This window comes from Paenibacillus sp. VTT E-133280, assembly GCF_002264385.1.
Classification (GTDB): domain Bacteria; phylum Bacillota; class Bacilli; order Paenibacillales; family Paenibacillaceae; genus Paenibacillus_AQ; species Paenibacillus_AQ nitricinens.
Genome location: NZ_NFUX01000046.1, coordinates 1 through 19,776, shown reverse-complemented (window position 1 = coordinate 19,776; position 19,776 = coordinate 1). Strand labels below are relative to the sequence as shown.

At 45.1% G+C, this 19,776-nt stretch carries 20 protein-coding genes; 3 read left to right on the top strand and 17 right to left on the bottom strand.

What is annotated here, in order from left to right:
• Positions 1-34: 34 nt before the first annotated feature.
• The 5 genes from CA600_RS19285 to CA600_RS19265 form a co-directional block, all read right to left on the bottom strand.
• Positions 35-2,968: a PAS domain S-box protein gene (locus tag CA600_RS19285; protein WP_094872132.1), complete on the bottom strand. Its 2,934-nt coding sequence runs from the start codon at positions 2,966-2,968 to the stop codon at positions 35-37.
• Between the two features lie 100 nt (positions 2,969-3,068).
• The gene (gene sigF, locus CA600_RS19280; RefSeq protein WP_042129724.1) at positions 3,069-3,824 is read right to left on the bottom strand and encodes an RNA polymerase sporulation sigma factor SigF; all 756 of its coding nucleotides are present in this window, start codon (positions 3,822-3,824) and stop codon (positions 3,069-3,071) included.
• A gap of 11 nt (positions 3,825-3,835) precedes the next feature.
• Entirely contained in the window at positions 3,836-4,291 is a 456-nt protein-coding gene (spoIIAB, locus tag CA600_RS19275) for an anti-sigma F factor (RefSeq protein WP_042129726.1), read from the bottom strand.
• Positions 4,288-4,641 (bottom strand): anti-sigma F factor antagonist, encoded by a 354-nt coding sequence (spoIIAA, locus tag CA600_RS19270; RefSeq protein WP_094872130.1) that lies wholly within the window; start codon positions 4,639-4,641, stop codon positions 4,288-4,290. Before spoIIAA ends, spoIIAB begins: the two co-directional genes overlap by 4 nt.
• Positions 4,642-4,816: 175 nt before the next feature.
• Positions 4,817-5,953 carry a D-alanyl-D-alanine carboxypeptidase family protein gene (locus CA600_RS19265; RefSeq protein WP_256989916.1) on the bottom strand — a complete coding sequence of 379 codons (1,137 nt, stop codon included), beginning with the start codon at positions 5,951-5,953 and terminating at the stop codon, positions 4,817-4,819.
• A 373-nt stretch (positions 5,954-6,326) separates the two neighbouring features.
• On the opposite strand from CA600_RS19265, the gene CA600_RS19260 reads away from it, so the two are divergent.
• Entirely contained in the window at positions 6,327-7,361 is a 1,035-nt protein-coding gene (locus tag CA600_RS19260; protein WP_094872128.1) for a serine hydrolase domain-containing protein, read from the top strand.
• A gap of 84 nt (positions 7,362-7,445) precedes the next feature.
• Here the strand turns inward: CA600_RS19260 and CA600_RS19255 are convergent, their stop codons facing one another.
• The 9 genes from CA600_RS19255 to CA600_RS19215 all read right to left on the bottom strand — a co-directional run bounded on the left by CA600_RS19255 (position 7,446) and on the right by CA600_RS19215 (position 15,710).
• Positions 7,446-8,777: a pyrimidine-nucleoside phosphorylase gene (locus tag CA600_RS19255; RefSeq protein WP_094872127.1), complete on the bottom strand. Its 1,332-nt coding sequence runs from the start codon at positions 8,775-8,777 to the stop codon at positions 7,446-7,448.
• Between the two features lie 160 nt (positions 8,778-8,937).
• Positions 8,938-9,762, bottom strand: a complete 825-nt coding sequence (locus CA600_RS19250) for a purine-nucleoside phosphorylase (protein WP_076284512.1) — start codon at positions 9,760-9,762, stop codon at positions 8,938-8,940.
• A gap of 45 nt (positions 9,763-9,807) precedes the next feature.
• Positions 9,808-10,986, bottom strand: coding sequence for a phosphopentomutase (deoB, locus tag CA600_RS19245; protein ID WP_094872125.1), 1,179 nt, complete (start codon positions 10,984-10,986; stop codon positions 9,808-9,810).
• Positions 10,987-11,213: 227 nt separating this feature from the next.
• Positions 11,214-12,107 (bottom strand): site-specific tyrosine recombinase XerD, encoded by an 894-nt coding sequence (xerD, locus tag CA600_RS19240; RefSeq protein WP_094872123.1) that lies wholly within the window; start codon positions 12,105-12,107, stop codon positions 11,214-11,216.
• 158 nt (positions 12,108-12,265) lie between these two features.
• Positions 12,266-12,499: a DUF4227 family protein gene (locus CA600_RS19235; RefSeq protein WP_042129742.1), complete on the bottom strand. Its 234-nt coding sequence runs from the start codon at positions 12,497-12,499 to the stop codon at positions 12,266-12,268.
• A gap of 162 nt (positions 12,500-12,661) precedes the next feature.
• A complete protein-coding gene (fur, locus tag CA600_RS19230; protein WP_094872120.1) occupies positions 12,662-13,126 on the bottom strand; it encodes a ferric iron uptake transcriptional regulator in 465 nt (154 codons plus the stop codon).
• Between the two features lie 89 nt (positions 13,127-13,215).
• Entirely contained in the window at positions 13,216-13,866 is a 651-nt protein-coding gene (gene spoIIM / locus CA600_RS19225; protein ID WP_094872118.1) for a stage II sporulation protein M, read from the bottom strand.
• 81 nt (positions 13,867-13,947) lie between these two features.
• A complete protein-coding gene (locus tag CA600_RS19220) occupies positions 13,948-15,147 on the bottom strand; it encodes an endonuclease Q family protein (protein WP_094872117.1) in 1,200 nt (399 codons plus the stop codon).
• Entirely contained in the window at positions 15,138-15,710 is a 573-nt protein-coding gene (locus CA600_RS19215) for an NUDIX hydrolase (protein ID WP_094872115.1), read from the bottom strand. Before CA600_RS19215 ends, CA600_RS19220 begins: the two co-directional genes overlap by 10 nt.
• Positions 15,711-15,787: 77 nt before the next feature.
• On the opposite strand from CA600_RS19215, the gene CA600_RS31305 reads away from it, so the two are divergent.
• Positions 15,788-15,961: a hypothetical protein gene (locus tag CA600_RS31305; RefSeq protein WP_179281665.1), complete on the top strand. Its 174-nt coding sequence runs from the start codon at positions 15,788-15,790 to the stop codon at positions 15,959-15,961.
• Positions 15,962-16,193: 232 nt separating this feature from the next.
• Here CA600_RS31305 and CA600_RS19210 read toward each other — a convergent pair whose 3' ends face one another.
• Complete coding sequence (locus CA600_RS19210; protein WP_094872114.1) at positions 16,194-17,321, bottom strand: tripeptidase T; 1,128 nt, start codon at positions 17,319-17,321, stop codon at positions 16,194-16,196.
• 94 nt (positions 17,322-17,415) lie between these two features.
• On the opposite strand from CA600_RS19210, the gene prli42 reads away from it, so the two are divergent.
• Positions 17,416-17,517 (top strand): stressosome-associated protein Prli42, encoded by a 102-nt coding sequence (gene prli42, locus CA600_RS19205; RefSeq protein ID WP_094872112.1) that lies wholly within the window; start codon positions 17,416-17,418, stop codon positions 17,515-17,517.
• A gap of 82 nt (positions 17,518-17,599) precedes the next feature.
• Here the strand turns inward: prli42 and lipB are convergent, their stop codons facing one another.
• Both lipB and CA600_RS19195 read right to left on the bottom strand, forming a co-directional pair.
• Positions 17,600-18,310 (bottom strand): lipoyl(octanoyl) transferase LipB, encoded by a 711-nt coding sequence (lipB, locus tag CA600_RS19200; RefSeq protein ID WP_094872111.1) that lies wholly within the window; start codon positions 18,308-18,310, stop codon positions 17,600-17,602.
• Between the two features lie 57 nt (positions 18,311-18,367).
• Positions 18,368-19,729, bottom strand: coding sequence for a dihydrolipoamide acetyltransferase family protein (locus tag CA600_RS19195; RefSeq protein ID WP_094872109.1), 1,362 nt, complete (start codon positions 19,727-19,729; stop codon positions 18,368-18,370).
• Positions 19,730-19,776: the final 47 nt, after the last annotated feature.

Sequence of the window (19,776 nt, the reverse complement as noted above, 5' to 3'; positions counted from 1 at the left end):
GACTACCCCTCTATCCAATTGTTATGCCGCATGATTAATCTGCAGGTATAGATATATTGACCGCTAATCCCTTTTTATCTGGCGAGTGAAATACTATTGTCCCATCCATACTTCGAACTCTTTCCTTCATCCCATAAATCCCCATACTTGTAAGTGAATCCTCACCAAATAAATTCATTCCGATTCCGTTATCTATATAATCCAAATGAATATGATTGTCTTCACTAGCTAAGGTGATGCGTACTTCTGTCGCAAAAGAATGCTTTGCTGCATTAGCCAAAAGTTCTTGCACAATACGGTACAGGCCTATAAGCACTTCATCATCTAACTTATGTGTGAATCCTTCAGACTCGAAATAAATCTGATAGTTGGTACGTAGCTGCGTAAATTCAAACAACGTCTCCAGCGAGGAGATAAGACCTTCATTGATTAATGCTGGAGGTCTGAGCTCGTTACAAATAATCCGAAGTTGATAAATAACATCTAGTAACCCTTCTGCAATCTGTTCTAGCAGTTCCCTAAGATCCCCATTGATGGACTTTTCACCTAACAGTAGATCCAACTTACGATACCAGATAATCTGTTCTTGAAGCGCTGAGTCGTGTAAGTCCTGAGCAAGTCTTTTTCGCTCATTCTCGGATAAATTAAACATAAATCGGAGCAGCCATGTAGGAGCCACTTGCTTGGAAGCTGCAAGCTCAAGATCCTTCGTTAAATCTTCGATAAGCAAAAAATGATCAAAAAGAACACTGACATAACGGGTAATCGTCTCAAGCCATACTCGAATAGAGCTTATTTCTAGTAAAAGCGTCTTCTCGTTAATCGATAGCAAGTAGCTTTTTCCGCGGGACTCCCCGATCTTGAGTGAATACCCTTGCTCCGTCTCGATAATTTCACATAATTTATCATAATTAGATTCAACTGCAATAAAATCAATATTTGTTATCTGCAGGGTATCTCTGACTTCTCTAAGCAACCGCTGTTCCATATGGCTAATCTTCATCACACCAAAAAGATCTTGGGAGAACTGATCCAGACTCATTTGCAAGCGAAAATACCGTTCCTCACTCTCACGAATAATCTTCTCTGTATGTTCTCTGTCCTCATCTGCTTTTTTTCGATCACTTATATCCCTAAATACAGAGATACATGCGACTTTTCCTTTGTACAAAATGGAGCTAGCTGTCACCTCCACATCGATGATCGTTCCATCCGAACGTACGACCTTTTGTTCAACAGGAAATAAGATTTTATAAGGTTCTTTATAGATTTCATGCATGCGTTCTTTCGTCAGCGACAGATACTCCGGATGTGCCCAATTGAAAATATTTTTACCAATCAATTGACTCTCATCGCAAACACCAAATAAACCAAGACAGGAGAAATTCACATAAACAAACTTATAATCGCTATGGAGAACGACCGCTTCGGGCGACATCTTTATCAACTGCTGATTGAGCTCCTCGCTTTCCCTTAATTCTCTTTCCATCCGGACTCTCTTAGTGATGTCTCTTGCTACAATTACAATGCTCATTACTTCTCCATCCTCACCTAGAACGGGAGTAGCAAGACATTCTAAATTTAAGATATAACCTTTTGAGTGAATAAAACGATTGTAAAACATCTTGCTTGCTTTTGTCCGAAAAATATTTGATATCTGTTCACGCAAGCTTTCTTGCTCATCTGGATCGATATACTTAAGTATGGTAGTGTCTTTGATTAGCCCTACAGGAATACCAATTAGGGTTTCGCAGGAAGGCGAGGCTACAATGAAATTTCCTTTCTGATCCAGTACCCCCATCATATCCTTCATGTTATTAATAATAAGTCTGTACTCTGCTTCACGCTGTGCCAGCTTATGTTCTACTTCTACTGTTGATGTTATATCTTTAGCGACCACAAAAGCACCCACAATACGACTATTCACATAAATAGGGATATTTTTCATAGTCCAGTGGCTCACTGTTCCATCTTTACGCGAAGAGGCAACAACATAGTGCTGAGCAGATCCCCGTACTGTTCTTTCAAAAAAATCCGACATCCTCAGTATATTTTCTACTCCAAATAGATTCATGATGGACAAGTTCTCTCCGACCATATTTAAAGCTTCTCCAGTAATTTGCTCTGCTGCGGAATTGATTGCCAAAATATTACCTTGCAGATTCACCTCGCATACGACGTCTGAGTTATAGTCAAATAAGGATTTATAGCGCTGTTCACTTTTGAGTAATGCCTCCTTCATTAACTTTCTTTCAGTGATATCTGCCAAGATCCCGTCTAGCCGAACAACCGCTTGGGATTCATCTAGACTGGGTATGATTCTGACCTGTAGCCATCGAGGCTCGCCACTTGCGTGGATAATCCGATATTCACTAAGTTGTGGAATCCCTTGACCAACCGATGATATTATCTCTTGAATCAGGGGGTTTTCTTCTTTATGCGCAATACGGAACCAAAAATCATCCTCTTTCGCCTGTTCAACGGAATAACCAGTGATATTGTGAACCGCATCCGATACAAACAATACTTTCTTTGCAACATAATCAAAAGACCAAATCGCCACGTCAAGGTTAGAGAACATCTGTTGATACAAAGAAAAGGTGCTTTCTAATTGAATTTGCGCCGTTTTTTGTTCAGTAATGTCCAGCATAATTCCATCTATTCGGCAAACCTTGCTCTCCTTATTCAGGATTGGCGTGCCAATACTTTGAACCCACTTCAGTCCTTTAGCAGGTAGTTGCATCCGATACTCAAGACAACTGATATGACCAGCATTTAATCTTTCCATGTAGGCATCATATCGATCAAGATCCGCTACATTCACAAGTTCCCGCAAAAAATTAGGGTTGTGCGGTTTAGTCTTACTTGTGCAACCAACCCATTCCTCTAAAATATTCGACATCGTCAGCAGATTTTCTTCCATATCCAAAGACCATGTGATCACATTCTCGTCACCGAGTGAATCCATATTGAGATCACCTCCACATAAAAAGCCCCCCCTTTTCGGGGCGGCTTTTTGTTCTAATTCGCTAATTTACAAGCGTCATTACATGAATAACTTTATCCTACTATTGAGCAATCTGCTCACGGATATTCTGCAATATTTTCTTCTCCAGCCGGGATACCTGCACTTGAGAGATCCCTAGACGACTGGCCACCTCCGACTGCGTTTGATCACGATAGTAGCGAAGATAGACGATCAGACGTTCACGTTCACTGAGGCCTCCGATAGCTTCATTTAATGCCAGCTTATCGAACCAACGCTCCTGTGATTCGTCAGCGATTTGATCAATCAGCGTGATTGGATCTCCATCATTCTCGAACACCGTTTCATGGATAGAAGTCGGTGGCTTATTGGCTTCTTGGGCGAATACCACTTCTTCGGGTGTAACCCCTAGCGCTTCCGCAACTTCACCAATCGTAGGCAGACGATCAAGCGTTTTAGACATTTCGTCCTTCATCTTACGAACTTTATTAGCCATTTCCTTAAGGGAGCGACTGACCTTCAAGGTGCCATCGTCACGAAGGAAACGCTGAATCTCACCGATAATCATCGGCACGGCATAAGTGGAGAACTTGACCTCATAGCTGAGGTCAAATTTATCAACGGACTTCAGGAGTCCAATGCAACCGATCTGGAACAAATCGTCAGGCTCATACCCGCGGTTCATAAACCGCTGCACCACCGACCAGACCAGTCGGATATTACAGCTTACAAGCGTGTCGCGGGCAAGACTATCTCCGGCCTGACTGAGCGCGATAAGACGTTTGACCTCCGCATCGTCCAAATAGGTCGGCGGAGCTTTTTTTGACTCTGCATCCATGGCTCCAACCCCTAATTGTATAAAGCTTTTTTCGAGACGATGGTTTTCTTCATTGAGATAGAAGTACCGTGTCCCGGTTCACTAGTGACTTCAAATTCATCCATGAAATTCTCCATAATAGTAAAGCCCATGCCCGACCGCTCCAGCTCTGGCTTAGAGGTATACAGCGGCTGTTGCGCCAGCTCCAAATCCTCAATGCCACGTCCTTGATCCTCAATGGTTAGATGTACCGTTTCGTTGTCCAACGATGCCGAAATGGTCACAATACCTTCCGGATCACTATCATACCCATGAATAATACAGTTGGTGACCGCTTCCGACACGACTGTCTTCAGATCATTCAGCTCGTCCATCGTAGGATCAAGCCGGGAAACGAACGCCGCTACGACTACACGCGCGAACGATTCGTTCTCCGAGCGTGCAGCGAACTGCACGTTCATGAAGTTACCAGCCTTACTATTTGTCATAACGCAACCTCCAAATCCGAGAGTGCAGTACTCTCGTCGTCATATAGGGGCATGATTTTGAACAGGCCAGACATTTCCAACAGCCGCTTCACAGGTGCCGTTGCATCACACACAACCATTTTTCCACCTTTACTGTGGATCAGTTTATACCTTCCCAGAATTACGCCTAGGCCTGAACTGTCCATAAACTGCAGTTGCTTAAGACTAAGAACTAAATGCGATACCTGACCACGCATAATCGCTTCATCCATATCCATTCTTACAAAATCGGCTGCGTGATGATCCAACTCCCCTGATAAACGGACAATCAACACACCCCTGTGATGCTCCATCTCCACATGAGAATTCATGCTTGCCACTCTCCTCTTCGTTGCTTTGAAAACTGACCTTGAAAGACAGTACCTATTCCCTTCAAGGACAAGGTTTTCTACGCGGCAAATCAGGAATCCTGCCTCACGACAAAACTAGAAGAAAACCCCTATGAATCTACAGAGTACATGGGGGTAATCTACAAAAAAACTGTTTTTAATCTACGCCGAACATCGAGCCAGTTGTGCGCTTAAAGAGCTTCCACCAGCCCGCTTTCGCCACAGCTTCCCCTGCTTTTAAATCATATTCCTTAATCACTTGGGTTCCTTGGTAGACCACCAGCTTACCCACAGATTGACCTTCAGCTACTGGAGCCTTCACGCTTTCCGGTAATACTAGTTCGTGGCGGATGCCTTCTTGAGTCACACCTTTTTTCAAAAGAACACTGTACGTCTCTTTGGCTGTTATCGGTAACTCGGATTTTACGCCCTTTTCAATCTTTAGGGTGCCGATCGCATCCCCTTCTTTGTGGATCGTGTGTACTTTATATTGCGAGAACAGGTAATCGAACATGCCTGAGACTTCACTATTGCGCGTCTTTGTGTTCGGCTCGCCTAGTACAACAGCGACAGCACGTAGACCATCTCTTGCTGCTGTAGCAGACAAACAAAATTTTGCCTCTGCAGTATAACCTGTCTTCAAACCATCAGCACCAGTGTAGAAACGCACCAGCTTGTTCGTGTTCACCAACCAGAACGGTTTGGTTGAATCCTTACGTAAGTAATCCTGATAGGAACCGGTATATTTTATAATTTGATCATGCTTCAAAAGCTCACGACTGATGACCGCAATATCGTAAGCTGAGGAATAGTGATTGGCGGCTGGAAGACCGTTGCAGTTGGCAAAATGGGTATCTTTTAGACCCAGCTCCTCTGCACGTTTATTCATCAGATCGACAAAAGCACTCTCTGAACCAGCTATTTTCTCCGCCATCGCCACAGAAGCATCATTACCAGAAGCCATAGCGATACCTTTGAGCATATCGTCTACCGACATTTCTTCACCAGGCTCCAGAAAAATCTGTGATCCGCCCATAGAAGCCGCATATTCACTTGTTCTCACCTTATCAGTCAGCTGCAGCCTTCCTTCATCCAGCGCTTCCACCGTCAGTAACATCGTCATAATCTTCGTAATACTTGCGGGAGGCAGCTTATCATGGCTGTTCTTCTCATAAATAACGGTTCCGGTACCAGCGTCCATCAAAATAGCAGAACGTGCTCCCGGTGCGAGGTCTACAGCGGCAGCATTACTGCCAGAGTCCTTGGTTTTTTCTTCTGCATAAGCGCCTGACATAGGTCCTAGAACCGATACAGCGATACAGACCACAAGCACAGCAAAACGCATTTTTCTCACAATGGTTCCCCTCCTGAACGTTAACCTTCATATCACAGGTACTGTGTTCCAGTTTCGTCAGAAAGGGTGGAAATTATTCCATTTTTAAGGAAATAACCACAATTATTTATCTCAAGAAGGAAGGATGTCATCAATTAAAAAAAGCCCAGCAGCAGTTGCAGAGCATTTTTATTATAGGGGAGATTAAATAATATTTCAAATTTAAAGTATTCCCATTTTTTTCGTTCTCATTTTAGGACTTTTAAAGGTAAATCGTAGGCTTTCACGAATGCTATCTATGAACCTATAACTGTCTTACAGAGGAGAAATACGAATGAACCCACTTGAAACTTATATTGAAACAGAAGCAAAACAGAACGATTTCTCAGGCGTAGTACTAGCAAAACAATATGATAAAGAAATCGCCAGCAGCTGTCACGGTTATGCCAATAAGTCGGATAAGCGCGAAAACAATATTCATACTCGGTTCGGGATCGCTTCCGGGTGTAAAATATTCACAGCAATTGCCGTCTCTCAACTGGTCGAAAGGGGATTGATTTCTTTCGAAAGCAGATTATCAGACTATCTGAAAAAGGTAGAGTTCCCTCTCTTTAGTTCTGAAATCACCATACATCAGTTGCTTACGCATAGCTCTGGGATTCCAGATTATTTTGATGAAACAATCATGGATGACTTCGAAGAATTGTGGAAGACACAACCTATGTATACTTTACGGCAGCTGGAAGACTTTGTACCGATGTTTCGAAACCTCCCCATGATGTGGACCCCTGGTGAACGATTCCACTACAACAATGCCGGATATATCGTGCTAGGTCTTCTGGTGGAGGATTTAAGTGGAATGTCCTTTTCCGATTATGTGGAGCTTCACATCTTTAAGCCTTGCGGAATGGAGCAATCCGGTTACTTTACGTCAGATGCCTTACCAGCCAACTGTGCACTAGGATACATAGAGGAAGAGAACGGTAGCTGGAGAAGCAACATCTATTCAATCCCGGTAAAAGGAGGCGCTGACGGTGGAGCTTTCGTTACCGCTCCCGACATGCAGTTATTTTGGAACGCGCTAATGAACCATACCCTTTTGAGTCCAGTACTCACTTCATTGTTGCTTACTCCCCACATACATGTGGATGGTGAAGGCTATTATGGTTATGGTGTATGGATCACCCTCCGAGAAGAAAAAGTGTTCAAGTTTCACATTATGGGCTACGATCCCGGCGTTTCCTTCCGATCGGCTATCTATCCGGCTAGTGGAGAGACTGTGGTCGTATTATGTAATACAAGCAGCGGGGCTTCTCAGATTTTCAATCTTATCGATAAGCATTTTGTAGCTGCTCCGTCAAAAACATAAAACAGCGAGCCTCCTATTACGGGAGGCTCGCTGTTTTACTGTCTATTTCAGGTCTTTGTCATGACAATAATTATATTTCCTTGGCTAGTACCGTGTTACCCCATCCTTCGTAACAAGCGCGAATACCAGTGGTAATGGTGGAACCGATTCAGAAGTAATGCGGTAAGCTTCTAATACCTTGCCCTCAGCTTCCTCTACTTTCTTATCACTGGCATCATTGATATGCAATACTGCAAGTGTATCCCCAATCTCTACAGCATCTCCAACTTTTTTAGAGAGTTGAATACCTACAGCCAAATCTATTACAGATTCCTTGGTTTCACGTCCTGCACCAAGCAACATAGCAGCAATGCCGATTTCTTCTGCTTGAATCCCCTCAATGTAACCCTTAGTCTTCGCTTTCACTTCAATGAATCGTTTAGCAGCAGGGAGTTTCTCCGGATCATCGATTTGCGAAACATCTCCGCCTTGCGCACTCACGATCTGTTTGAATTTCTCCAGCGCTGTGCCATCTTCAATATGTGTCATCAGAATCGAACGAGCCTCCGCTTCATCCTTGGCTTTACCGCCAAGAACAAGCATCTGGCTGCCCAGAATAAGGCATACTTCCTGCAAGTCTTTAGGACCATGACCCTTCAAGGTCTCGATTCCTTCCTTAATTTCCAGCGCATTTCCGATCCCGTAACCCAGTGGCTGATCCATATCACTGATGATCGCAACGGTATTACGACCCAAATGGGTGCCGATATCCACCATAGCCTGGGCAAGCGCAATAGAATCATCAAGCGTCTTCATAAAAGCACCGCTGCCGGTTTTGACATCCAGTACAATGGCGTCTGCACCCGCTGCAATCTTCTTGCTCATCACTGAGCTTGCAATAAGAGGGATGGATTCAACAGTTGCTGTTACATCCCGAAGGGCATACAGCTTTTTGTCAGCGGGTGTAATGTTGCCCGACTGGCCGATCACGGCAGCTCCGATCTCCCCTACTTGATCGAAGAATCGCTCGCGATCCATCTCTACAGAAAAACCAGTGATCGACTCCAGCTTATCAAGTGTACCTCCTGTATGCCCAAGTCCGCGGCCGGACATCTTCGCTACGGGTACTCCAGCAGAGGCTACCAACGGTGCAAGCACCACGGTTGTTTTATCTCCCACTCCACCTGTGGAGTGCTTATCCACCTTAATGCCTGCGATTGGGCTCAAATCCACTTGATCACCGGACATCGCCATTTCCATCGTTAGATCACCGGTCTCCCGTGCGTTCATACCTTGGAAATAAACCGCCATGGCCCAAGCAGAAAGCTGATAATCAGGAACTTCACCTTTACTGTAACCCTGAATTAGGAAGGATATTTCCTCACGACTAAGCTCTCCACCGTCTCTTTTTTTCTGAATAATATCGACAGCTCTCATCTTACACCTGCTCTTCACGGACATTTGCGCGAGCAAATCCGATATATTTTGGTTTCGTCATATTAAGTACTTTTACAACCTGTTCATGCGTCATTGGCTCAATCATAATTTCTTGAATCATAGATATGACCTCCAGTAATTCAATATGAAGTATCCCAAATTACATTTTCGGAATAAAGCCTAAGACCAGTTTCAAGAAACGTTCACGCACACGTTCTGCAGTTTCCATCACCTCTTCATGATTGAGTGGTTGATCCAGGATTCCCGCGGCCATGTTAGTAATACAGGAGATGCCCAATACCTCAATACCTGCATGACGAGCAACAATGGTCTCCGATACAGTAGACATGCCCACAGCATCGGCGCCTAGCGTACGAAGCATTACGATTTCAGCAGGCGTTTCGTAGCAAGGGCCCAATAGACCTGCATATACGCCTTCTTTGAACTCGAAATTCTGCTGAGCTGCCGTTTCCTTCGCTACCTGGATCAGGCGGCGACTGTAGGCGGTCGACATATCTGGGAAGCGCACACCAAGTGCAGGATCATTAGGTCCTATTAAAGGATTCCGTCCAGTCATATTAAGATGATCCGTAAGAAGCATAAGATCACCCGGTGTGAAATCAGTGTTCACTCCACCAGCTGCATTCGTCACTAGTAAACTGGCTATACCAAGCTCTTTCATAACCCGTACTGGGAATGCCGTTACCTCTGGCCCATACCCCTCATACATATGAAAGCGGCCCTTCATCATCACAACTCGGCGGCCTTCGATCATACCAATTAATAGCTCGCCTTCATGTCCCTCTACAGTAGATACCGGAAAGTGAGGAATCTCATCATATGGAATGCTTACTCCATCAGTAATAAGGTCTGCTAGCACACCGAGACCTGAACCAAGGATCAATCCAATTTCCGGAGCCACCGGACATTTGTCTTTTATATAAATGGCTGCTTCTTGAATTTCTTTTTGTGTTAACGCGCTCATGGATGATCCTCCTTCATTGATGTTGCGGAGCAACCCGCAACCCTTTTATTGCAGTTTCGCTAAAAAGCTTGTCCCATACTGCGGCGCCTTCGCACCAAAGTTATCAGCAATGGTTGCAGCTACATCAGAGAAGGTTTCACGAATGCCCAAACTTTCCGGATGTTTAAACCGTGGGCTATAGATTAAGAGCGGCACGTATTCACGGGTATGATCAGTTCCACTATGGATCGGATCGTTACCATGGTCTGCAGAAATAATCAACAGATCATCTTCACCAAGCGTGGATAGAATCTCAGGCAACGCCTGATCGAATACTTCCAGTGCACGGCCATAACCTTCTGGATCCCGACGATGTCCATATAAAGAATCAAAATCCACCAGATTCGTAAACAGAAAACCGTCAAACGGTTGACGAAGCTGCTCAATAGTAACTTCGATTCCATGTTCATTGCTCTTCGTTGGATAAGAAGCTGTAACCCCTTCTCCTGTAAAGATATCGTTGATCTTACCAACCGCTATAACATCCTTACCAATATCAGCCAGCGCGTTCATTACCGTTGGTTCCGGCGGCTTCACCGCATAGTCATGCCGGTTTGGTGTCCGAACGAAGTTCCCTGGTTCTCCAACATACGGACGAGCAATTACGCGACCCACCGAGAATTCTGGAGCCATTGTCAGCTCACGGGCTATTTTACAAGCACTGTATAGTTCTTCAAGCGGAATAATATCTTCATGTGCAGCAAGCTGGAACACGCTGTCCGCAGAGGTATAGACAATCCAAGCACCGGTTTTCATTTGCTCTTCACCGTATTCAAAAAGAATCTCCGTACCGGAAGCTGGTTTATTACCGATTACCTTACGACCAGTTGCCGCTTCGAACTTCTCAATCAACTCTGCTGGAAAACCATCAGGATACGTATTGAAAGGAACCTCAATCTTCAGCCCCATTAGCTCCCAGTGTCCGGTCATCGTATCCTTACCTACAGATACTTCCTGCATTTTGCCGTAGTACCCTGTTGGTGAAGCTACAGGCTCTAGTGGTGGCAACGGAGCAATATTAGCTAACCCGAGCTTCTGTAGATTAGGAAGCTTCAAACCAGGAACACGATCCAATATATGACCAAGCGTGTGCGACCCAGCATCACCGAAATTCGCAGCATCTGGTGCTTCACCGATACCAACACTATCTAGAACAATAAAACCAATTCGTTTAAATGAGGACATTGTTGTCTTCACTCCTTTTTTAGTATAGATATTCTTTCGTACCAACAAGAAGAAACGGCTGTACCGTCTTCCAGAAGACATACGCTTCCGAAGCTAGCGATACAATGTACCGCTTATCAGGTATCCGTTTCTGCTAAAAGATAACCTGCGGATCATTCCCCAGTCTATCCTTTCAGTATGATTCCATCATAACCATCTTACTCACAAAAAGCATCTTTACAGCAGAATTATCGAGCTCTAGGATGGTGGCTCTCATATACTTCCTTCATATTCTTACGGGCTATACCGTTATAAATCTGAGTCGTCGAAATATCGGCATGACCCAGCATTTGTTGTACGGAACGCAAATCTGCTCCGCCTTCCAGTAAATGGGCTGCGAAGGAATGCCTAAGTGTATGCGGTGTAATATCCTGCTCAATGTTTGCTTCCCGCGCATATTTTTTTATGATTTTCCAAAAGCCTTGCCGGGTTAATCTTCCGCCTAGACTATTCAGGAACATGGCTGGTTCCTCCTGGTGATCACGAAGCAGCTTGTCCCGCATAAGTGAAGTGTAAGCCGATACACTCTCAGCTGCAAGGGTGCCAATGGGAACTACCCGCTCCTTTCCAGAAGTTCCTGTACAACGCGCAAATTTCATATCCGTGTGCACATCATCCACGTTAAGTGAGATTAATTCAGAGACCTTAATACCTGTTGCATAGAGTAATTCCAGCATAGCCTTATCGCGCATCCCTTGTGGCGTACTTACATCCGGCGCAGCCAATAATTGCTCTATTTCCGAAATGGTAAGCACCATAGGAGGTTTCTTATCAGGCTTCATGGTCTCCATGTCCAGTGTTGGATCCTGCTCAATCAAACGTTCCTTCAGCAAGTAATGAAAAAAAGCACGGAGGGACACTGCGTTCCTGTTCAACGTTGCAGTTGCTCGGCCAGCTCCGCGTAATGAGCCAAGATATAATATCACATGCGATCTTCGGATCTCATCAGGCTGACTAGCCCCCCGCTCTTCAGCGAACTCCAGAAACTGCGATACATCCCTACCGTAAGATTCCAGGGTATTCGGGGACAAGCCTTTATCTCCGGACAAATAATGTAAAAACGGCTGCAAGTGTGACTTCATTATTTCACGCTCCTGTCCTGGCGCAGCTACTCATAGTGACTTCCTGCAGCACATTCAGCATGAGGGCTCTGCAGATGTGTACATTTAGTATACGCTGCATGAATCCACCTTGTTTTCTTCGACATTCTTCTCGCTTGTTCCTGCTTCCTGAGAAGCTTTCATTCTCCATACCAGTAATAGAAGCGCAAACGCTGTCTTGTATCCAGACCATCATCACCACGATCGGCATGATCAAAAGCCCGAACAGCAGTGCCTTCAGGAATTCCATAATTCTCTATCGGACTGATCCATTCACCAAGCCAGCTCATAGCACTGTAAAGTAAATAGCTTAGAGCTACAAACATGATCATAAAATACAGCTTTCGAACGGTTTTGGGCACAGAAACGATCATAAGGACGCCTCCCTTTAACATACAGTTAAGATCTGCTCGTCCTTCACCTTATGCACTAAAACGGACTGATATGTATACCTCCAATAGACCAATCATTTAAAAAGCTCTCTCCGGTAAAAAAACCGGGGAGAGCTTATGAAGTGAATTTCATTATAAGATGACTTAGGACGGATTTCCGTTTGAATTATTCTTATCGCTACACCGATAGCATATCCCATGAAAATCAAGTCTATGATCAAGCACTGAGAAATTAAATTCTTTCTCCAATCGCTCTTCTAGCGGACCTAGCCAATCCTCGCGAATCTCATCCATACTACCGCATTGCACACAAATTAAATGATGATGATGGTGCTTCGCAGTATCTGTTCGCAGATCATAACGGGCGACACCGTCACCGAAGTTAATCTTTTCTACGACGTGAAGCTCGCTAAGAAGTTCCAGGGTACGATATACAGTCGCAAGACCGATCTCGGGAGCTTTCTCTTTCACGAGCATAAAAACATCTTCTGCACTAAGATGATCTTCCTCATTCTCCAGCAGCACTCTTAAGGTCGCTTCCCGTTGGGGTGTAAGCTTGTATCCTTGGGATTGTAACTGTTGCTTAATTTTGTCTATTCGAGCTTCCATTGTCTCCCTCCCCCTTGGAAAATTACCTCACCGGTCTTCAAACCACTTCTTCCATTATAGGGGGTGTCGCTTTGAGAAGTCAAACGCTTTTACTGCAAGCCCAAGGTAGTCACTGCTTGTACAAGTGAAGGTGTAACCCAGCGCATCATGATCGGCGTAACATAGGTCTCAAAGCTAGAAATGCCCAGAATCAACAGAGCCATCACAAGTGACAATATCGTGTACATCGTAAAAGGCCGAGTTATTGGCGTCCGGCGTTGTCCTAACACTCGGCTACGAATCATCTGCAAGGAAAAGGCGATCGCTGCTGCACTACTTACTAACAACACAGGGATCAGTACCAGATTGTGCGGAGCCACAGAGACTAGTGCGAACAGCATCCCGTGCCAAGAATATTGACTGACTAGACAACCGACTGTAAAGCCGATCAGTACCCCTTTTAAAAAATCAAGAATCAAGATTCCCGGCAACCCAATGACTGATAATCCAAGGATCCAGATCAGCCCAATCCATTTTAAGTTTAAGGCCGCTATACTCCAGTACGAATCAGGTGCTGCAGATAGACCCTGCTGATCAACCGTTACAAAGAAATTCCCTAGATAATCCCCCAGCTCCTGTTGCTGATCCATCGTAAGCGCACTAACGATAAGAGCTCCAAATACAACACCTACCAGAAATAATACGCCGACAAAAATATACAGAGGCGTCTGTTCCTTCATCATCAGCCTTAAATTACGCATCGAGACGTTCCCCTTTCCGGTTACATGTTACACCATATGAGAAAACGTCCCGCGATATGACTTGTCCTTAGGACAATAACTCTACTTTCCAGGTTGTACGACTTTACCGTATGTTCCTCCACCGCCTGCCGATAGCTCCAAAATTCCAGAGCGGGCCTGGACGATCATCGACGCCAAATCCGCACCTATAACGCTGGCAATTTCCGCTTCACCACAACCATGTAAAATGTTCATCTCAGTTCCAAACGCTTGCAGTAACGCGTTCATTTTCGCCTTCCCTAACCCCGGGATAAATTCAAGCGGAACCTGGTAATGATAGGGTGGACGATCAGCAGGTACTATCGGTGTCTTGCGGTCCGCAATATCTAAGATCCGGTCGAATACACCTCTAACCAGCTTAAGACTGCCACAATACTGGCAGCGTTCCGATGTGACATAAGCTTCGTCAATAATACTGCCACAACCTCCGCAGTAGGTTCGGTGGTATTTACCAAGCCGGGGGTTAAGTCCGAAATTGGCAGTTACCTTCCGCCCTTCCTTACGTTCTAGTGCGAGTCGTAGTTCAGCAAATGAAGGTCGTGCCAACGCCATGACATTATACTCACGGCCTAGTTTGCCCAGTGAATGCGCATCAGAGTTCGTTAGGAATGTGAAGTCATCCAGCTCAGAAAGATAACCCGCCATTTCCGAATCTGCACTCAGCCCTAGCTCAACTGCTGCTATGCGATCCAGATCAAAGATGTCTGCCATACGCTCCGCTGCACAGCCGTACAAGCCCTTGTGAGGCGTGAAAATATGTGCAGGGATAAGAATGCCTCCCCGCCCATAAATCTCATCCTGAAGCTCCCTAGCCGGAGCATACAGGCGCTGAGAACTTAGATTCACATTCCGCATATAGCGGCTCATCCACGCACTAAAATCGGTCATGCGCTCCAAGTCCGGCATGTAGGCAAGCACATGGCACTCTTTTCGCCCAGGCTCGCGGATTTCAATCTCTGTTCCCAGAATGATCGTAGTCCCTCGGTAAGCAATCCCTCCACCTTCAGCTAACGTCATCTCTCCAGATTCCAAGGAACGCTCCATATCACGTAGAACGCCAGGTGAATGACTATCAATAATACCGATCATTTCCAGTCCCTTGCGCTCTGCAGCCTCTTTGGCAATGCCTGCAAAGGTAAGCTCGCGGGAGCCGCTGATTTTGACCGCTTGTCCTTCCGACGTTCGTCCAATATGAACATGCAAATCGCAATAGAAGCTCTTCAGTTCAGTTGTTAATTCCATTGGCCAGTCAGCGTGTATAGATGCCAAGCATACACTGCCATCATCGTCTTCGCGTCCGCGATGCACCCGTCAGCCATATATTGATACGCTTCCTCCAGGGTAAGCTCCGAAACTTCTAGAAATTCGTCCTCGTCCAGGGACATATCCCCTGGCTTTGCATTAGTAGTCACATACAAATGAATAATCTCATCGGCAAAGCCGGGAGAAGTATAGAAGGATTTAAGCAATTTCAGATCTCCACTGTGAAAGCCAGTCTCTTCCTGAAGTTCACGACCAGCCGCAACTAATGGATCTTCACCTTTATCCAGCTTCCCTGCCGGAATTTCTACTTCAGTGCGTTGCATAGGCTGACGGTATTGCTCTACAACAAGCATTTTGTTGTTGTTTAAAGCAAGCACCGCTACGGCGCCGGGATGCTTCACAACTTCACGTGTGGCTGTATTTCCATCAGGCAGTCTCACTGTGTCCACCTGTAAAGAAATAATCTTCCCATCAAAAACAGGCTGGGTAGACAATGTCACTTCATCAAGCTCGGGTTTGCTGTGCAAATGTTGTTCTCCCATAAAGTTTCTGGTCTCCTTTTTCTCTATTGTGCATACGGTGTATTATAGCAAACTTAAAGGGAAAGAAGGAATTTCAGATGAACGAAATCTTCAGCCGTACAAGCTCAGCCGCAGTTACAATGGTAGGTAAACCGGAGGAAATCAAAGCCATCTTAGCTAGGTGGATAGAGCGGTATGGGCCCGATATGCCTCTCTCCTACATTCTCTCCCTAAAGGATCAATCCAAGTTCATTCCAACCAAAGCAGGGTAAATTCATTCTTTCCTTTAGGATTTAATCATACAAGTGCATCCGAATATAGGGGTGTCCCAAAAGCCAAGAAATGGCTGCTGGGGCACCTCAGTCTTTTTTTCGAGCTATGTTTTAAATCTTATACGCACCTCTTCATAAGGCTAAATCTGGCTGTATTAAACTCCCCATAAAAAATGCAGAGCAGCAATCCTCCATTTCGGTAGGATCACTGCTCTGCTATTTTATAAGACGGTTATCCCTTTACGCTTTCTTTAACAATACTCACTACAAGCTCAGCCACTTTAACGATATCTTCGGCTTTAATCCGTTCCTTAGTGGTATGGATATGCTCGTATCCTACAGCTAGGTTAATGGTCGGAACATCTAAGCCATTGAACACGTTAGCGTCACTTCCACCACCAGAGTGGAACAGACGCGGTGTAAGACCCATAGAAGTGATAGCCCGTTGTGCAAGCTGTACCAATGGATCATTTTCATTAAAGCTGAAAGCTGGATAAATAATTTCACTGCGGAATTCGCATTCTGCACCGTATTCGCGGACAGTGGTCTCCAGTGCTTCACGCATCGAAGCAATTTGATCGCCAACCTTTTCCTGCACGATACTCCGTGCTTCTGCATCCAATTGAACGTGATCGCACACCACATTCGTAGGTCCGCCGCCAGCGAATTTACCAATATTCGCAGTCGTTTCGTTGTCGATCCGTCCAAGCTTCATGGCAGCGATTGCTTTGCTTGCTACTTGAATCGCGCTGATGCCGTCTTCTGGATTAACACCTGCATGAGCAGATTTACCGAAGATTTGCATCGTAATCTTAGCTTGTGTAGGTGCCGCAACTGCAATCGCTCCGACTTCACCATTAGAATCGAGTGCGAAACCGAAGTCTGCATCCAAGTGACTCGGATCCATCGAGCGTGCACCCAGCAATCCAGATTCTTCACCCGCAGTAATTACGAACTGAATCTGACCATGTGGCAATTTTTGCTCTTGAATCACTCTGATCGCTTCGAACAGTGCAGCTAGACCCGCTTTGTCGTCTGCACCAAGAATCGTAGTGCCGTCACTTGTAATCCATCCATCCGCGCCGAGCGTAGGCTTGATATTTTGTCCAGGGACAACCGTATCCATGTGGCAAGTGAACAGAAGCTTAGGTGCAGATCCAACGTTCACAGCCGGCCAGGTAATGAACAGATTACCCGCTCCATGTCCAGTTCTTTCCTGGGAATCATCTTCGGTAACTTCTAAGCCAAGAGCGTTAAATTTGCTCTTGAGCACATCGGCAATCTGCCGTTCATTTCTTGTTTCACTATCAACTTGGACAAGCTCCATAAATTCTTGAATCAATCTGTCTTGTGAAATCACTGGACTTCCCTCTCTTTCGTGAATACGTTACAATGGTTGTACAGAAAGACCATCTTCATGCAATTAACTTAAACTAAATCTAAAGGAGTTACTCATGCAACGTAATAAATGGTTCAAAATCTTCATCTACGTCATGTTGTTCGCCATGATTGCCTCTACGCTCTTTATGGTTATCGAGCCTTTCCTTGCAGGTTAATATCTACACAAGGAACATTGATAATAGCGGCTAGGGACTCCCTTGCCGCTATTTGGCTTGCCTGTTAGTTCGTTATTCAACCTTAAACCATAGTGCCGAAGAACTCATCCTGCTCTTCATAAGGAAAGTGTCTTAGAAAATACGGAACCAATTCTTTGGCCACATCTTGAAGTTCAAAACGACGACCTGCACATTCTTCTAGGGAGGTTATTCCAAATTCAGTGATACCGCATGGAATAATTCCTTGAAAGCCGTGTCCAGATATCCCTTCAGAAATGTTAAAGGCAAAACCATGGCTAGTTACAAACCCTCTTCGGAATTTGCTTTTGTTAAACTTGACACCAATGGCACAGATTTTCTCGTCGCCAACCCATACCCCTGTATACTCCGGCTTCCGTTCCCCTACAATTCCGTAGGATGCCAAATAATCAATAATCACTGCTTCCAGACTGCGCAAGTACCCGCGTAAATCAACCTTACCTTCTTCACCGAGCATAAGGATCGGATAACCTACTAGCTGACCCGGTCCGTGATATGTAATATCTCCTCCCCGGTCGATTTCAAACAGCGCAATTCCTTTTTCTTTGAGCTGCTCTTCATCTAGAAGAAGATGTTCGGGATGATTCTGTGAACCAATAGTATAGGTAGGCGGATGCTGCAAAAGAATCAATCGTTCCGGTTGCTCACCAGCATCAATGGCGTGCACACTTTCCTTTTGCAGATCCCATGCCTCCCCATACTCCATAATAGGGTCATATGAAATCTGCAGCTTACGATTATCCGAAATATTCATACCGTCAGGTCCCCTTTTTCAGTCTCATGCCTGCACAGTTTGGCTCGTTATTATTTTTTAGTAAAGTTTCGTATCCGGGGTATATCCTTCGATGTTATCCTTAACGCGTTGCAAGAAACGACCGCAAATTACTCCGTCCAGAATCCGATGATCCAGCGACAGACAAATATTAGCCATTGATCGCACACCTATCATATCGTTTATGACCACAGGTCTTTTTACAATCGATTCAAACGTTAAAATCGCTGCCTGTGGATAGTTAATGATTGGATAAGAAAGAATGGAGCCAAATGAGCCGGTATTATTTACAGTGAAAGTTCCTCCCTGCAAATCTTCCAGACTGAGTTTGCCTTCGCGGGTTTTTTGTGCCAATTCATCAATCTCACGTGCCAGCCCGGCAATATTTTTCTGATCAGCCTTCTTAATTACAGGAGTGATAACCGAATCTTCAGTACCTACCGCTAACGAGATATTGATATCACGTTTGACAATAATTTTGTCTACAGCCCAGACAGAGTTCATAATCGGGTAATCCTTAATCGCACTCACAACAGCCTTCATCATGAAAGCCAGATAGGTTAGATTGATACCTTCTTTGCGCTTGAACTCATCCTTATGTTTATTGCGCAGTGCGACCAGATTAGTCACATCTACCTCAATCATTGTCCAAGCATGCGGAATTTCCGAGACACTTTGGCGCATTCTTGTAGCGATTGTATTCCGGATTGGTGTTACATCAATCAGGTATTCCGAACTGCTGCCTCGGCCACCCTCGACTTCAATTGTTGGAATACGAGGAGATTCACTCAAATGTAAACCCGATTGGCGAAGAGGCTCTTCCGTCTTCTTCTTTTCAGCTTGAACGAACTGAGGAGCAGGCGGTTGTGACACCGCTGGTGCAGGTTGACTAGCAGAAATCGAAGCTGGAGATGTAGCTCCGCCACTTTCGATGAAGGTCAGCACATCCTTACGGGTAATTCGACCGCCCATACCAGTACCCAAGACTAAATTCAGATCGATGTTATGCTCAGCCGCCAAAGTCTGCACCGCAGGAGAGTAGCGTGCACGCATCGTATCGCTAGCAGTTGAATTCGCATTTTGACCCGCAGCATTATTAGCTGCAACTGTGTTTGTGTTAGTCACGTTTACAGCAGCAGGTGCAGTCACAGGCACGGCAATACGACAAATGACTTCGCCGACATTGACAACCTGACCTTCTTCCGCCAATAGTTCACCCATAACTCCATCTATCGTTGAAGGCAATTCAGCATTTACCTTATCTGTAATAAGCTCACATATTGGTTCGTATTGCTCTACCGGATCGCCCGGTTTCTTCAGCCATTTGCCGATCGTCGCCGATACTAGCGATTCCGCCAGCTGCGGCATGATCACGTCAGTCAACTTTTGGTTGTCAGACATCTTTTCACTCCTTAAAAGTTTTACGAAGTAAAACTCACTTCGTAAGC

Bases quoted from the DNA above. Each gene is read 5' to 3' on its own strand.
- CA600_RS19260 (WP_094872128.1), top strand. From the start codon at position 6,327: ATGAACCCACTTGAAACTTATATTGAAACAGAAGCAAAACAGAACGAT.
- xerD (WP_094872123.1), bottom strand. From the start codon at position 12,107: ATGAAGTCACACTTGCAGCCGTTTTTACATTATTTGTCCGGAGATAAA.
- spoIIAA (WP_094872130.1), bottom strand. From the start codon at position 4,641: ATGAATTCTCATGTGGAGATGGAGCATCACAGGGGTGTGTTGATTGTC.
- lipB (WP_094872111.1), bottom strand. From the start codon at position 18,310: ATGAATATTTCGGATAATCGTAAGCTGCAGATTTCATATGACCCTATT.
- deoB (WP_094872125.1), bottom strand. From the start codon at position 10,986: ATGTCCTCATTTAAACGAATTGGTTTTATTGTTCTAGATAGTGTTGGT.
- CA600_RS31305 (WP_179281665.1), top strand. From the start codon at position 15,788: ATGAACGAAATCTTCAGCCGTACAAGCTCAGCCGCAGTTACAATGGTA.
- CA600_RS19195 (WP_094872109.1), bottom strand. From the start codon at position 19,729: ATGTCTGACAACCAAAAGTTGACTGACGTGATCATGCCGCAGCTGGCG.
- CA600_RS19250 (WP_076284512.1), bottom strand. From the start codon at position 9,762: ATGAGCGCGTTAACACAAAAAGAAATTCAAGAAGCAGCCATTTATATA.
- CA600_RS19285 (WP_094872132.1), bottom strand. From the start codon at position 2,968: ATGGATTCACTCGGTGACGAGAATGTGATCACATGGTCTTTGGATATG.
- prli42 (WP_094872112.1), top strand. From the start codon at position 17,416: ATGCAACGTAATAAATGGTTCAAAATCTTCATCTACGTCATGTTGTTC.
- CA600_RS19235 (WP_042129742.1), bottom strand. From the start codon at position 12,499: ATGATCGTTTCTGTGCCCAAAACCGTTCGAAAGCTGTATTTTATGATC.
- CA600_RS19215 (WP_094872115.1), bottom strand. From the start codon at position 15,710: ATGGGAGAACAACATTTGCACAGCAAACCCGAGCTTGATGAAGTGACA.
- spoIIAB (WP_042129726.1), bottom strand. From the start codon at position 4,291: ATGACAAATAGTAAGGCTGGTAACTTCATGAACGTGCAGTTCGCTGCA.
- fur (WP_094872120.1), bottom strand. From the start codon at position 13,126: ATGGAAGCTCGAATAGACAAAATTAAGCAACAGTTACAATCCCAAGGA.
- CA600_RS19220 (WP_094872117.1), bottom strand. From the start codon at position 15,147: ATGGAATTAACAACTGAACTGAAGAGCTTCTATTGCGATTTGCATGTT.
- spoIIM (WP_094872118.1), bottom strand. From the start codon at position 13,866: ATGCGTAATTTAAGGCTGATGATGAAGGAACAGACGCCTCTGTATATT.
- CA600_RS19255 (WP_094872127.1), bottom strand. From the start codon at position 8,777: ATGAGAGCTGTCGATATTATTCAGAAAAAAAGAGACGGTGGAGAGCTT.
- CA600_RS19265 (WP_256989916.1), bottom strand. From the start codon at position 5,953: ATGTCAGGCGCTTATGCAGAAGAAAAAACCAAGGACTCTGGCAGTAAT.
- sigF (WP_042129724.1), bottom strand. From the start codon at position 3,824: ATGGATGCAGAGTCAAAAAAAGCTCCGCCGACCTATTTGGACGATGCG.